Consider the following 14,272-nt stretch of genomic DNA (forward strand, 5'->3'; position numbering starts at 1 on the left):
AACAGTCCAAGACGCAAGCAGAGGGTCCGAGCACCAATACTATGAACACCAAAATGTACGTCGGCAACCTGCCATGGACTGCTACTGAAGATGACGTTCGCAGCCTTTTCTCCGCCCACGGCGAAGTTCGAGAAGTCAACATGCCCACCGACCGCACCTCCGGGCGCCCGCGTGGTTTCGCTTTTGTGACCATGGACTCCGCTGAAGCCATGCAGTCCGCCATTCGCGCTCTGGGTGGCAAAGAATGGATGCAGCGCAAGCTGGAGGTCTCTGAGGCCCGTCCGCGTACGGACCGCCCAGAAGGCCAGTTCAGCAACAGCGGCGGCGGTGGCGGCGGTCGCTGGTAAGTCCAGTGTGATGGCGGGGGAATCATTCCCCATTTGTTTGAGAGGGTGTCATCTCGCATGACCCCTCCTTATTTGTTTACAGGCGCTTCCTGCGCTGTGAAGAGGGGCCACCATGAAACACTTCCGCATCTGGTTCATTTGCGGACGGGTCTGCCTGCATGATGCGGACAGTTATACAGAGGCCGGAGGTTGTGTGACGTTTTACCGCGGTCCTCAAAGCACTCCCAGTGCCTGCCACGTCATGGCGATCGTGGACCACATCGAGGAATCAGAATCCGGCGTGCCTTTTCCCGTGACTCCGTGTCCCGTGGTAGAAGGGCATATCCGGCCGCCGGTGTAGCGCGCGGCAAGCGGAGCGCTAGCCCTACAGCATCGAGGGCGGAGTAAAGTAGTCACAGGCTTCAGCCTGTTCAGTCGCGTTGCCCAAGTCTCCCAACACCGAGCTAAAGCTCTGCACTACTTTCAGCTGCCGCCCACCGCGTAGTCCGGTTGTGCCAACCGGCATTGGGAGCGAAGCGGGAGATGAGGTGAGGCAATGAGACGAGATAGCCGTCTGCCACGTCAGGGGTGGCGCGTGCAACCTGGACTGGAATGTCCCTTGCTCCCTTTGCTGACAACCCTGCTGCATGTGCCCTCCGCCTTCTCCCAAGTGCCATCTCGAACCCGGGCCCGTCTTTTCCACTGACGGTCACACATCCTGCTTGCCAGAAAACGGCCCGCCGGATTATTTTGATTTTGTCTATTACGATGCAGCGTCGGGAATGGATTAAAATTCAACGCGTGAGCCCTTATGAAGCCCGTGCTTTCACCTCGGAACAAGCCGTCTCTTGCCACCCGGGCCACGGTCTCTGTAGCCCGGATGCTGTTTATCCTTGGCCCTTCTGCGGCGCTGGCCGTGGAGGTGGATCCGGAGCAACTCAAGGCGATGATCCAGGCGCAGGTGGAGGCGCAACTGGGCGCGGTGAAGGCGGGATATGAATCACGGATCGGCAAGTTGGAGGAGCGCATCCACACCCTGGAGAGTGACAATGCACGGCTGAAACGACAGGGGCCAGTGAAGACGGGTGCTGCTCAGGAGTCGGAGCTTGCCTTGATGAATGAGCGCATCAAGGAACTGGAGAAGGCGACGGAGCAGCCCTCCCCCCAACTGCTGGCCACCACTCGACGTGCCCAGGCCAATGCCGAAGCGATTGAATCGATCAAGTCCAAGCTGCACGACAGCGCCACGGAGTCGCGGGACATTTATCGTGATGCCTCCGGGTGGTCATTGGATCCCGCCAAGCTCTATGATCTGCCCTCGCCCTTTGAGTTCCACGGGTACCTGCGGTCCGGCTTTGGCATGAACGGTGAGGGCGGGAAGATGGAGGCCTTCAAGGCCCCCGGCGCGGGTGCAAAGTACCGGCTGGGCAATGAGTCTGACACCTACGGGGAACTGGGCCTCACGCACAACTGGCTGCGGGAGGATGATCCGCTGGAGGCACCGTATGTGCGGACCACGGTGATGCTCTCCTACAGCAGCACGGAGAACTTCAGCTACGACTCGCTGAACAACGTGGATGACGGCAACGACATCGCCTTGCGCCAGGCTTTTATCGAGGGGGGCAATGTCATCCCCGGTTATCCGGACATCCGCTTCTGGGGCGGGCAGCGCTACTACCGCCGGCATGACATCCACATCAATGACTTCTACTACCTGGACATGAGCGGCTACGGCGGCGGGGTGGAGGAAGTGCCGCTGGGCGACTTCGGCAAGCTCGCCCTGGCCTGGATCGGTGGCAGTGTGGATGACTACGTCACGGACAATGGCGATGTGGCCAAGCAGAACCTGGACCTGCGCCTCTACGACATCGATGTGCCGCTGGGCAAGCTCACGCTGTGGTTCGATCTGGCTACGACCAAGGGCGGCGAGGTGCGCAACATCGCGAACCCGGACGGCAGCCGTCTCTCGCTCGACAGTTCCAACGGCTGGGCGGTGGGGCTGATCCATCGCACGGGGGATGAGGCCTTCCTGGGCGGGTACAATGAGTTCACCGCGCAGTATGGAAAAGGGGCCGCGTACAACTTCGCCAGCACGTTGGATTCCTCCGGGCCGGATCTGGACAGTGCGGACCGCTTCCGGATCACCGATCACTTCACCATCCAGCCCTCACCTCATTTCTCCATGCAGGCGCTCGGGCTCTATGAAGAAACAGACTACGGCGGGCAGAACTCCTCGGAGCGCTGGGCCTCCCTGGGCATGCGCCCCATCTACCACTTCAACGATCGTTTCAGTGTGGCCCTGGAGACCGGGATGGACTGGGTGCGGAGCGAACCGCAGGATGCGGAGGGGCATCTGTGGAAGATCACTCTCGCCCCGCAGATCTCCATGGGGGGCAAGTTCTTCAGCCGGCCCGTGCTGCGCGGGTTCGTGACCTACGCGCAGTGGAGCGATGGGTTCCGTGGACGCGTCGGCGGGGATGCGTATGAAAACGCGACGGACGGTCTCTCCTATGGCATCCAGGTGGAGGCCTGGTGGTAGGCGATTCATGTCCGCACCCTGTTGAACGTGAGGCTCGTACATACGGTAGCAAATTCTCTCCTCCTCCGGCCATGGCCACCCTCCGCTTGCTCGCCCCCCTGTCCGGCCAGACCTGGCCGATCGAACGCATCCCTGACCCCGTGTTTGCCCAGAAGATGGTGGGCGACGGCATTTCCATCGACCCGATCGATGGCGTGCTGAAGGCCCCGTGTGATGGAGAGGTGATGACCCTGCATGCCGCCGGGCATGCGGTGACCCTGCGCACGGCGGAGGGCGCAGAGGTGCTCATGCACATCGGCATCGATACGGTGGCGCTCAAAGGCCAGGGCTTCACCTCGAAAGTCAAGGTGGGGGACCAGGTGCAGGCCGGGACTCCGCTCATCGAGTTCGACCTCGACTTCATCGCCACCCACGCCCGCAGCGTGCTCACGCAGGTGGTGATCGCCAACAGCGACCGCGTGGAGCGCTGGGAGAAGGCCTCTGGCAATGTGGTGGCAGGGCGGGACGTTCTGTTGACCCTCGAACTCAGCGCCGCCGCTGAAGGCGGGTACGGCAGTGACGGGGCGTCCGTCACCTCGGCGGCCATTCTCATCCCCAATCCCTCCGGACTCCATGCGCGGCCTGCGGCCGTGGTGGCGAATCTGGCGAAGACCTTCCACGGCACCAACATCAAGCTGCAGGTGGGGGACCGTCAGGCGAATGCCCGCAGCGTGACCTCCATCATGGCTCTAGAGGTGGCGCGTGGGGACAAGGTCTATGTCATCGCCAGCGGAGCCCATGCGGAAGCCGCAGTGGCGAAGCTGGCCGAGGTGCTGGCGCAAGGCAGCGGGGATGAAGGCTCCGCGCCAGCTCCTGCCCCGGCCTCCACCACCGTGGCCCCTCTTTCTGCCCCACCGGAATCCGTGCGGAGGAAGTCAGAGGATCCGAATGTGCTGGAGGGCGTAGCGGCCTCACCGGGGCTCGCAGTGGGAGAGATCTTCCAGGTGCGGCATACGGAGATCGCCGTCACCGAAGAAGGCGAAGGCGTGGACGCAGAGCGTCGCCATCTGAGCGCCGCCATCGACGCCGCCAAAGGGCAGCTTGGGGCCATCCGGGCGCAGCTTCATGCGAAGTCGGATGCCGCCAAGGCCGCCATCTTTGCCGCGCATGAAGAGCTCGTTTCAGACCCGGATCTGTTGGAGATCGTGGAATCGGCGATCTCCAAGGGCAAGAGCGCGGCCTTTGCCTGGCGCGCGGCGGTGAACACGCATGCCAACCTGCTGGCCGCGCTGCGCAATGAACTGCTGGCCCAGCGTGCGAATGATGTCCGCGATGTGGGCCGCCGGGTGCTGGCGCTGCTCACGGGGGCGGAAATGCCCCGGCTGGAGTATCCGCAGAATGCCATCCTCATTGCCGAGGATCTTACGCCCTCGGATACAGCGTCGCTGGATCGCGGGAGAGTCATGGGCTTCTGCACTGTGCGCGGTGGCGCCACCTCGCACGTGGCCATCCTCGCCCGTTCCCTGGGGCTGCCAGCCCTGGCGGGCACTGAGCCTGCGGTGCTGGATGTTCCCAATGGCACCGTCGCCATCCTGGATGCGGGCAAGGGCACTCTGCGCCTGCATCCAAGTCCAGAGGAAATAACCCGCATTCACGCCGCCCAGGAGCGTGCGGAACGCCGCCGGGTGGAAGACCAGGCCCATGCTCATGAGCCAGCCATCACCCGGGACGGCCATCGCGTGGAGGTGGTGGCGAACATCGGCGGTCTCAAGGAGGCGAAAAAGATCGCTGGTCTGGGTGGTGAAGGCGTGGGCCTGCTGCGCTCGGAGTTCCTCTTCATGGAGCGCTCCGATGCTCCCACTGAAGACCAGCAGTACGAGTCCTATCGCGCCATCATCGAGGCGGTGGGCACGGACGGCCCCGTGATCATCCGGACTCTGGATGTGGGGGGCGACAAGCCGCTGACCTACCTGCCCATCCCCAAGGAAGACAATCCCTTCCTGGGCGAGCGGGGCGTGCGCGTGGGGCTGGACCGCCCTGAACTCCTGCGCACCCAGCTCCGCGCCATCCTGCGGGCGGCGCCGGCGGGGAAGAAGGTGAGTGTGATGTTCCCCATGATCGCCACCCTGGGTGAGTTGCGTGAGGTGAAGGCCATCATGGCCGAGGAAGCGGCCCGGCTGGGGCTGCCCACCATCCCCACCGGCATCATGGTGGAGGTACCCGCCGCGGCCGTCATGGCCGCGCAGTTTGCGAAGGAGGCGGACTTCTTCTCCATCGGCACCAACGACCTCACCCAGTACACCCTGGCCATGGACCGCGGGCACCCCAAGCTGGCACCCAAGGTTGACGGCTTGAACCCTGCGGTGCTGCAGCTCATTGCGCTCACCGTGGAGGGCGCGCATCGGGAGGGGCGGTTCGTCGGCATCTGCGGCGGTCTGGCCAGTGATCCGCATGCGGTGCCCATCCTCATCGGCCTGGGTGTGGATGAACTGAGCGTGAGCCTGCCATCGATCCCCGCCATCAAGGCGCAGATCCGCACGCTCAGTCTGGCGGATTGTCGCGTGCTCGCGCAGCAGGCGCTGGCCGTGGGTTCCCCGGAGGAGGTGCGCGCCCTGGTGCCTGATCCTGATGAGTCGTCATTGCCGCCTTCCGCAGGTGCAGGGGGCGCTCCCTCTGCCCCGGCCGCACCCGAGCCCGTGCCCGAACCAACCTTAGCCGCCCATTGACATGCCCTCGCTCAAACACGCCTTCTCGCTGCTCCAGAAGATCGGCAAGTGCATGATGCTGCCGGTCTCGGTGCTCCCCGTGGCCGGCATTCTGCTCGGGGTTGGCAGCGCGAACTTCTCGTGGCTGCCGGAGATCGTCTCCCAGATCATGGCGGCCTCGGGGAACGCCATCTTTGCCAACCTGCCCCTGCTCTTTGCCATCGGCGTGGCCATCGGTCTCACAGACAACGATGGCGTCTCCGCCCTGGCGGGCACGGTGGGGTTCGTGGTGTTTCTGGCCGCCATGGGCATCTGCGCGAAACTGCGTGGGATTGAGGTCACGCCCATCATGGGCATCCCCTCCATTGAGACCGGGGTGTTTGGCGGCATCATCGTGGGGCTCATCGCGGCGGCGGTGTTCAACCGATTTTACAAGATCCAGCTGCCCAGTTACCTGGGGTTCTTTGCCGGGAAGCGCTCGGTGCCCATCATCACGGCCTTCGCCGTCATCATCGCGGGCGCGGTGCTCAGCTTCATCTGGCCGCCTATCGGCGGGGCCATCAAGGCCTTTTCCAACTGGGCCGTGCACGGTCAGCCCGCCCTGGCCTTCACCATCTACGGGCTGGTGGAGCGGGCGCTCATCCCCTTTGGCCTGCACCATGTGTGGAACGTGCCCTTCTTCTTCCAGGCCGGTGAATTCCAGGATCCGGTCTCCGGCCAGATCGTGCATGGGGAGATCGCGCGGTTCATTGCCGGGGATCCCACTGCGGGCAACATGACCGGCGGTTATCTTTTCAAGATGTGGGGCCTGCCCGCCGCCGCCATCGCCATGTGGCGCTCCGCTCGTCCGGAAAACCGGGCCAAGGTGGGCGGCATCATGATCTCCGGCGCGCTCACCGCCTTCCTCACCGGCATCACGGAGCCCATCGAGTTCGCCTTCCTCTTCGTCGCCCCCGTGCTGTACGGCATCCACGCCGTGCTCGCCGGACTGGCGTACTGCCTCTGTGTGCTGCTGGGCATCAAGCACGGCTTCACCTTTTCGCACGGCCTCATCGACTACGTCGTGTTGTTTCCCAAGTCCCACGGTGCCCTCTGGCTCTTCGTTCTGGGCCCCATCTGGGCCGTGCTGTATTACAGCGTGTTCAAGTACGCCATCCGCAAGTTCAACCTCATGACCCCGGGCCGTGAGGTGGAGGATGAGTCGGTCAAAGCCGCCCGCGCCGCCGGGGCGGACAGCTTTGCGCTGCAACTGGTGCGCGCCTTCGGCGGCCGGTCCAATATCGTGAGCCTGGACGCCTGCATCACCCGTCTGCGTGTGCAGCTGGCTGATGTGCAGAAGGCTAGCCCTGAGAAGCTGAAAGCCCTGGGTGCCGCCGGCGTGGTGGTGGTAGGCGATGGCGTGCAGGCCATCTTCGGCACCCGCAGTGAAAACCTGAAGACGGAGATGCAGGAGTACCTCAAAACCGCCGGCCCCGAAGCGGATGAAGTGGAGGCCGCCTCTCCGGTGAAGGTTGTAGCCGTACCCGCTGGTCTGCAACCCAGACTGCGTGATCCCGATGCCGCCCGCAAGGTCAGCACTTTGATCTCTGCCCTCGGCGGCAAGGCCAATATCGAACGCGTGGACGCCTGCGCCGAAACCCGCCTGCGTCTGGTGCTGAATGATGACAAACAGCTCAACGAATCCGCCCTCCAGGCGGCAGGCATCAGCGGCATTGTGAAACTGCCCGGCCGCACCGTGCACCTCCTGGCGGGATTGAATGCCGACCAGTATGCGGCCGAGATGCGTGGGCAGATGGCGTAAGCCCGCTGCGCGGGCAGACACAAGACTGCCAGACACAAGACGCAAGACCTGAGCTGACGCACAAGAGCTCGTACCCAACGGAGTGGTCAGTAAAGGGAGCGAGGGACATTCTTGTCCCGGTCCCGGACAAGCGTCCCATGACCTGGAGTCGAACCCATCGCCTCCCCACTTATCACTTTTCACTCTCAACTTTTTACTTTGCCATTATCCCCCGCGGCACATCCATCATCGCGAACCGGCTGCCCATGAGCCTCGCAAACGGCCCCCGCAACAATACCCCGCCGAGGATCGCGTCTCTTAACCACGAAGCGGGCAGCCCGGTCCAGGTGCCCAGCCACATGCCTTGGGCGGCGCGGTCGGCGGCCAGGCGGGCGGCGCGTTGACGGTGCCGCTGGTAGGCCTCGAGCAGGCTCCGGGCATCCTGCCCACCGCTGAGCATCTGGGGTAGCAGGGCCGAGAGCATCTCCGCATCGGCGAAGCCCACGTTCATGCCCTGGCCGCCAATGGGGCTCATGGCGTGCGCGGCATCGCCACAGAGGATCACGCGGTGATCGTAGAGCACCTCACAGTCTTTCCGGTGGGGCGTGAACGCACTCTGGTTGAGCTGATCTGTCCGGTCCAGCACGATGCCCGCCCGCTGTTGCACGATCTGGCTGATGAATCCGCGGGGGATCACCAGCAGCGGGCCGGGAGTTTGCACGATCCAGCGGCGAATGCCGCTGGGTAGAGGAAATGACTCTACGGCTCCCTCTGGAGTGAAAAACAGATGCGCCCCCTCGCCAAGCCCGCTGCGATCCGCGAAGTCCCCCATCACAAAGTGGCAGCCATATTGTTTCTCCCGGGTGCGGATCTTGAGATGCTGGCGGATGCTGCTGCGCCACCCGTCGCAGGCCACGGTGAAGGCGGCTCGGAGTTGAAAGTCCCCGCCCTGGAGCGCGACCACGCCGGGCTCCGACTGTGACAGGCCGGTCACCTCCCGATTCCGGTGCAGAGTGACATTGGAAAACTGGCGGAGGTTCTGCTCCAGCAGGGCCATGGTGACCTGCTGGGGCACGGAGAGGATGTAGGGATGCCTGCCGGGAAGTTCACGGAAAGAACAAATTCCGGCCAGGCCGTTCACTCCGTGCACCTGCACGTCTTGGATCTTCACCCCGCGCACCACGAAGGCATCTGCCAGCCCGGCTTGCGAGAGGATTTCCAGCGAGGGCGGTGTGATGCCGATGGCCCGGGAGTGGGAAGGCGGGGCGGGGCTCTTTTCCAGCACCACCACGCGCAGGCCGGTGGGACCCAGGAGATTGGCCAGCAGCAGCCCCACCGGGCCGGCACCCACAATGGCGATGTCACATGCCCTCGTCCCGGCCACGCTGACAGACGCAGTCAGAGGAGCAGGAGTACCTGCATCACCGGCGCTGGGTGGGTGTGGTGACGGCGGACACATGGGAGCCGGGAGAATTCTGGGAAACCAATACGGCACGTTCTGCTGGTAGCGAGCAAAAGCCTCGCCATAGTAGCGTCGATAGCGGCGCTCTTTCATGACTGGCGCCGCCACGCAGTACAGTGTCCACAGCAAGGCCAGGCCTGCATGGTCCGGCGTCCAGACAGGGGCGGTCCACAGGATGAGGGTGAAGGACGAGTAGATTGGCTGTCGGCTGTACCGGAACATGCCCGTCCTTGCAAAGGGCTGGTAGATGGGGCGTTGGTTCCGCCAGATGGAACGCCATCCGAGGCTGCCGATCTGCACATCCAGGCCGGCGTCGTGCATGGAACGCGCGAGCAGGATCCAGGAAATCACATAGGCCACGGTGAGCAGGCTCTTCAGCATCCCGTGGGGTGCCGCCCACACCACGCCGGTGGGGGACCAGAGTAGGAAGGTGAGCAGAAGCTGCAGGGAGGCGATGCCCGCGAAGATGGTGGTGGCAAGATCCCGCCCCAGACCCAGAGGGGCCAGGGTGGAAAGGATCTTCCGCCCCCGGCCTCCGAGCAGGAGGGAATGGGCGGCCGCAAATTGCAGCAGCAGCACTCCGTCCATCAACACAGCCTTCCAGCCATGAAGCTGAAGCAGACCCGACGTCAGCCCGGTGTACAGGCTGACGAACATAACCACCACGGAGGCGGCGAAGAGGCTGTGGCAGGCTATTCCATAAGCCAGTGCCACCCACTGCTGGGTACGCGAGTACAGCGGCGGGGGCACGGCAGGGACGGCGGGCGACAGCAGACATGGGCGGGCCTTGCGGCCCGCGGGCTGACGTGACATGGCGATGCGGGGTGGGGGCTACGCAACCGTCAGGTCCGGTGACGGGCATGTGACCTCAGTTCTGGGAGCCGTCACGGTGCAGCCACACCGTTCCAGCATGGCCGTTTCCACCGTGAGCCCGGGGCCGAAAGCCATGGCACAGGTGAGAGCCCTGCCTTCATCCGCGCTATCCAGCAGTTCTTTGAGCACGAAGAAGATCGTCGCACTGCTCATGTTGCCGTAGTCGCGCAGCACATGCCGCGAGGCCAGCAGGGAATCAGGTGAAAGGCCCAGCCCATCCTGCACCTTGTCCAAGATGGCACGTCCTCCCGGGTGCACTGCCCACTCCTCCACCTGCGGGAGCGTGAGGCCGCCCCGCTGCAGGACATCTTCCAGCAGCGGGCGCACCCGGGTGCCGAGGATCTCTGGCACATAGCTGCTCAGAACGATGTTGAAGCCCTCATTGCCAATGTCCCACGCCATGTCGGCCTCCCCGTCGGTGACGAGCGCAGAGGCAAAGCCCAGCACGCGGTAGGCCGGCCGGTCTGGAGAAGGATTCCTCGAACTCACCAGCGCGGCGGCGGCCCCGTCGGCAAAGAGCGAGTTGGCCAGGATGCAGTCGGGCTGGTCATTGATCTGCATGTGCAGGGAGCAGAGCTCCAGGCACATCACCAGCACCACCGCCTTGGGATCGGCTTCACAGAACTGGGCCGCCATGCGCAGCGCTGGGAAGGCAGCATAGCAGCCCATGAACCCCAGCGTGTAGCGTTGCACAGACTCCGGCAGCCCGAGCTCCCGGATGATGTGGTAATCCGGCCCGGGATTGGCAAAGCCGGTGCAGCTGGCAAAGACGATGTGGGTCACCTCCTGCGGGACAAAGTCCGATGTGGTGGCGAAGACCTTGCGCGCCAGCTGCACCGCCAGCGTGCGGGAAGCGCGCGTGTAGTACGTATTGCGCTCCGCCGTGCTGGGAGAGATCAGCGCACCCTCCGACGTGGTCTTGTAGAGCTCGGGATCGTGGCCTTCCATGAAGTCTCCGATCACGCTGTGGCGGGTCTCGATGCCGGACCGGTTATACATGGCATGGATGAGCCGTCGTGTTCTCTGCTCCGGGGCCCATTCCTTCAAGCGATCACGAATGTAAGCCTGGCTGTAGGTGAACTCCGGCACCTGGGTGCAGATCTGGTGAATGTATGCAGACATGGGTGGCGGGGTTCAGGCTTGTTTGCGGACGAGTTTCACCTGGGCGTGGACTTTCACGACATCACCCACACGGATCACCAGCAACACCGATGGCACGCTGATGCCACACTTCTTCATCGACAAATCAAAGTCGAGGTCAAAGGTGGCTGTATCTCCGTTCAGCTCCCAGTGGGAGATGGTGCCTGTCACATCGTGGGTCTTACCCACCAGACTCAGTTTGAAAGGCAGCGTGGCGGGTTCTTTACCCGGGGCGGGGATGATGCGGCTGAAGGGCGCATCCAGGTTGGCGGTGATGAGGGGATACTCAAGCACCTTCATGGCCTTGCGCATGTTTTCATCGCGCTTGGGTTCCTGGGTGTCCATGTCTGTCGCCTTTACCTGGACCGTGGCCTTAAGGGACTCCGGCTGGTTGCTGGCATTCAGGGTGACCAGGGTGGTGAAGGGGGCTGCCGCCACGGTGCCCGACCAGTCGTGCAGGGTGGAAGTGCCGGCAAAGGTGATGGTGCTGGTGCCAGCCCAGCGTTGCGGAGCGTCGGCACGTGCAGGGGCAGGTGAAGTCAGGAAGCAGAGAAGGGCCACGGCCAGACACAGGCCGGGCGTGAAGAAAAAGTGTTTCATGGGAAAAGTGACTATCTGGAATCGGATGCAGTGAGACGGAAGAGGGGATCACGTCAGGCAATCTGGCCGCGCAATGTCCCATAGCCGTAGCTGGACGTGCGTCGGCGGCCCGCCGGGATCACGAAGGTGAGGGGCATGATCCGGTCTGTCGTGGTTCAACGAACACGACGGACGGGGACCGCAGATCTCATAGCAGATAAACGCACAGGAGCTTCCGCATCGTGGCGGAGCTGGGCTTTACAGGAGGCGGGCCTCTGCTGGAGATGGCGCGTTCCAGAGTAACCGGTGCAGGCGGCACCTCCATGAAAACGGGCACCCAGTGCAGGGAGGGCACGGGCATTTGGACCGCTTCGCAGCACACGACCACGCAATCATCCGCGTCCCGGTCCAGTCTTTCGTCACAGTGGCAGGGCACTGTCGGTTCACTGGGCTTCTCCGTCTGGAGGGCCAGGGGAAGCTGACGGTCGGTGGTCCACCCCGATAGCACGCCGTGGTGATGATGGGGGACGTGGATGCCCAGAGGTTCAAGGACCTGGCATAAACACCCGGGAAGGACCATGAAAAGGCAGGTCCATACACACAGGAGAGATTTGAGCACCACAGTCAATCGAAGTCACCCAGCCGGGCTCTGCGTATGACTGTGGCACTAGAGGCATCGTTCAATGTGATGCGCAAAATTTGTCCACTCAAGGCTGCTGCCCGGAGGCACCGCGGATGAACTTGGCCAGGTCCGCCTTCTGCTTCACCAGATCGGGCAGGTTCAGGTACATCATGTGACCAGACTGGTATTCATCCATCACCAGGTTCTTGGCGATGTCCGGGGCGACATCCAGATGCGTGAAAGTGTACTTCGCCGCGAAGTAGGGTGTGGCCAGATCCGTGTAGCCCTGGGAGACGTGCACCTTCAGGAAGGGGTTCTTGGTCATGCTCTTGGCCAGCGTTTCCGACACATTCACGAAGTCGTTTTCCGCACCCCAGTTCCACGGCTGCACGCTGCCGGTGAGGATCTCATAGGGCTTGTCTTCCTCGAACTTGAGCTCGGTACGGATGTAGTGGTTGAAGGTAGAGGCATAGGCGCTGAAGACGGCATCCGCGCTGGGATCGCCCTCGGTGGTCTCGGTCAGGCGGTCCCGCACATGACCGGTGTAGCGGCTGTCGAAGCGGCCCACCTGGAGGTCCTTGTCGCGCAGCAGCTCCACGCCGAAACGCTGCAGGGAGGGGCGGAGGTCGGCGCGATCCAGGTACTCCACTGTCAGCCCGGTGAAGCTGGCCAGCTGCTTGAGCACCGCCTGGCGGGTGGCCGCGGGCAGGGAGCTGCCTTGCATGAGGGCGTGGTTGTAGTCGCCCAGGGCAAAGGCTTCGGACTGCTTCAACACCTCTGTCAGCGGCAGCTTCTGCAGATCGGCAGAGAGTTTCTTATGGTGCCAGGCCGTGGCCGTGAAGCTGGGGAGGAAGAGCACGTGCGGCAGGTCATTGCCGGGGCCACCCCAGATGGTCTGGAAGTTGAGCACCGTGCTCACCAACATGATGCCGTTGAGATTCATGAGGTGCTTGCTGCCGAGCTCGCCGCTCAGGGCTGCTGCCCGCGTGGTGCCATAGCTCTCCCCGATGAGGAACTTCGGCGAGGCCCACCGGGTGTTCTTGGTGACGTACAGCCGGATGAATTCCGCCACACTCGCGGTGTCCTCTTTCACCCCATAGAAGCGTTTGGCCTCGTCCAGCTTCGTGGCGCGGCTGTAGCCTGTGCCCACTGGGTCGATGAAGACGAGGTCGGTTTCATCGAGCAGAGAGTATTCGTTGTCCACCAACTGGTAGGGCGGGGGCAGGGCGGAGCCGTCTTCCTTGAGCTTCACACGACGCGGTCCCAGCAGGCCCAGATGCATCCAGACGGAGGAAGATCCCGGTCCGCCATTGAAGGAGAACGTTACCGGACGCTTCGTGACATCGGTCACGCCATCCTTCGTGTAGGCCATGAAGAAGATTTCCGCTGTGGTTTTGCCCTCGGCATCCTTCAGCGGCATCATGCCCGCGGTGGCGGTGTAGGACACAGCCGTGCCATTGATCACCACACTGTGTTGCGTCTGCGTCAGGCGGGGTTTGTCCTTGTCTTTGTCAGCGGCCTTCTCCGGCTCTTTGGCTTTGTCCTTCTCCTTTTCCTTGTCGTTGCCATTGGGCTTGGAGGCGACGGCCGCAGGCGCTGCATCGGGCGTCGTCGAGGGAGATTCTGCGAAACTCGGGACCGCGGCAGTGGCGGCCACGACGGCCAGGGAAAGCGCAGCGGTGCGGGAGCACCATGGGGAGAGGGCAGGCTTGAGCATGAGGATCTGGAGATGGAAAATCGACGGGGTGGACCTGTCCCGAAGGACAGACCTCTTTGCACTGGATGCGTGATGGGGACCAACTGGGACTGCAATGCCGACGGATGGCCCCGGAGGTGGGAGCCGCTGCCGGGTGTTGCAAGTGGACCCCAACGCGACAGATGGGACAGGCCGGGGACGTGCTCCGTTCAATGATGCTGACCCCAAACTGCTCATGATGAACTCTTTTTGAGGTGCGATGCCTTGGCACGGAGCTGGCTTCCACGCGTGATGGGGGCGCATGGCCCATGCCTTGCTGCCTCATCATCTGCTCACCCGATCCCTTCCATGCCCACCGTTGACGCAAACCCCTACCCCTGGCCCTACAACGAAGACCTCCGCCCGGAAAACACCGTCATTCTGGTGATCGACATGCAAACGGACTTCTGCGGGCCGGGAGGGTATGTGGACTCCATGGGCTATGACCTGAGCCTGACCCGGGCGCCGATTGAACCGATCAAGAACCTGCTGGAGGTGGCCCGGGCCAAAGGCTACCACATCATGCACACCC

At 63.3% G+C, this 14,272-nt stretch carries 10 protein-coding genes; 6 read left to right on the top strand and 4 right to left on the bottom strand.

The genetic code is table 11. The features are described from left to right. Positions 1-41: 41 nt before the first annotated feature. The 5 genes from BV106_RS06280 (at position 42) to ptsG (ending at position 7,350) form a co-directional block, all read left to right on the top strand. Entirely contained in the window at positions 42-347 is a 306-nt protein-coding gene (locus BV106_RS06280; RefSeq protein WP_038162157.1) for an RNA-binding protein, read from the top strand. Between the two features lie 112 nt (positions 348-459). After that, on the top strand, positions 460-687 hold the full coding sequence (locus BV106_RS06285; protein ID WP_038162160.1) for a hypothetical protein: 228 nt from the start codon (positions 460-462) through the stop codon (positions 685-687). A gap of 450 nt (positions 688-1,137) precedes the next feature. Further along, positions 1,138-2,865: a carbohydrate porin gene (locus BV106_RS06290; protein ID WP_038162163.1), complete on the top strand. Its 1,728-nt coding sequence runs from the start codon at positions 1,138-1,140 to the stop codon at positions 2,863-2,865. 71 nt (positions 2,866-2,936) lie between these two features. After that, a complete protein-coding gene (gene ptsP / locus BV106_RS06295) occupies positions 2,937-5,570 on the top strand; it encodes a phosphoenolpyruvate--protein phosphotransferase (protein WP_038162166.1) in 2,634 nt (877 codons plus the stop codon). Between the two features lies 1 nt (position 5,571). Next, positions 5,572-7,350, top strand: coding sequence for a PTS glucose transporter subunit IIBC (gene ptsG, locus BV106_RS06300; protein WP_038162168.1), 1,779 nt, complete (start codon positions 5,572-5,574; stop codon positions 7,348-7,350). A 193-nt stretch (positions 7,351-7,543) separates the two neighbouring features. On the opposite strand, the gene BV106_RS35125 is transcribed toward ptsG, so the two are convergent. From BV106_RS35125 to BV106_RS06330, 4 genes are all read right to left on the bottom strand, one after another. Next, positions 7,544-9,604 carry an FAD-dependent monooxygenase gene (locus tag BV106_RS35125; RefSeq protein WP_081891552.1) on the bottom strand — a complete coding sequence of 687 codons (2,061 nt, stop codon included), beginning with the start codon at positions 9,602-9,604 and terminating at the stop codon, positions 7,544-7,546. 18 nt (positions 9,605-9,622) lie between these two features. Further along, positions 9,623-10,786 carry a type III polyketide synthase gene (locus BV106_RS06315; protein WP_063767904.1) on the bottom strand — a complete coding sequence of 388 codons (1,164 nt, stop codon included), beginning with the start codon at positions 10,784-10,786 and terminating at the stop codon, positions 9,623-9,625. A 12-nt stretch (positions 10,787-10,798) separates the two neighbouring features. After that, positions 10,799-11,404 carry a YceI family protein gene (locus tag BV106_RS06320; protein ID WP_038162170.1) on the bottom strand — a complete coding sequence of 202 codons (606 nt, stop codon included), beginning with the start codon at positions 11,402-11,404 and terminating at the stop codon, positions 10,799-10,801. Positions 11,405-12,090: 686 nt separating this feature from the next. Continuing rightward, a complete protein-coding gene (locus BV106_RS06330) occupies positions 12,091-13,722 on the bottom strand; it encodes a peptidase S10 (RefSeq protein WP_038162176.1) in 1,632 nt (543 codons plus the stop codon). Positions 13,723-14,049: 327 nt separating this feature from the next. On the opposite strand from BV106_RS06330, the gene BV106_RS06335 reads away from it, so the two are divergent. Then, positions 14,050-14,272 (top strand): cysteine hydrolase family protein (locus BV106_RS06335; protein ID WP_038162180.1); only part of this gene is annotated, 223 nt, incomplete at its 3' end.

This window comes from Verrucomicrobium sp. BvORR106 (assembly GCF_000739655.1).
Taxonomy (GTDB): domain Bacteria; phylum Verrucomicrobiota; class Verrucomicrobiia; order Verrucomicrobiales; family Verrucomicrobiaceae; genus Verrucomicrobium.

What these genes read in the sequence shown, in the direction of transcription:
- BV106_RS06280 (WP_038162157.1), top strand. Translation starts at nt 42, where the DNA reads ATGAACACCAAAATGTACGTCGGCAACCTGCCATGGACTGCTACTGAA.
- BV106_RS06285 (WP_038162160.1), top strand. Translation starts at nt 460, where the DNA reads ATGAAACACTTCCGCATCTGGTTCATTTGCGGACGGGTCTGCCTGCAT.
- BV106_RS06290 (WP_038162163.1), top strand. Translation starts at nt 1,138, where the DNA reads ATGAAGCCCGTGCTTTCACCTCGGAACAAGCCGTCTCTTGCCACCCGG.
- ptsP (WP_038162166.1), top strand. Translation starts at nt 2,937, where the DNA reads ATGGCCACCCTCCGCTTGCTCGCCCCCCTGTCCGGCCAGACCTGGCCG.
- ptsG (WP_038162168.1), top strand. Translation starts at nt 5,572, where the DNA reads ATGCCCTCGCTCAAACACGCCTTCTCGCTGCTCCAGAAGATCGGCAAG.
- BV106_RS35125 (WP_081891552.1), bottom strand. Translation starts at nt 9,604, where the DNA reads ATGTCACGTCAGCCCGCGGGCCGCAAGGCCCGCCCATGTCTGCTGTCG.
- BV106_RS06315 (WP_063767904.1), bottom strand. Translation starts at nt 10,786, where the DNA reads ATGTCTGCATACATTCACCAGATCTGCACCCAGGTGCCGGAGTTCACC.
- BV106_RS06320 (WP_038162170.1), bottom strand. Translation starts at nt 11,404, where the DNA reads ATGAAACACTTTTTCTTCACGCCCGGCCTGTGTCTGGCCGTGGCCCTT.
- BV106_RS06330 (WP_038162176.1), bottom strand. Translation starts at nt 13,722, where the DNA reads ATGCTCAAGCCTGCCCTCTCCCCATGGTGCTCCCGCACCGCTGCGCTT.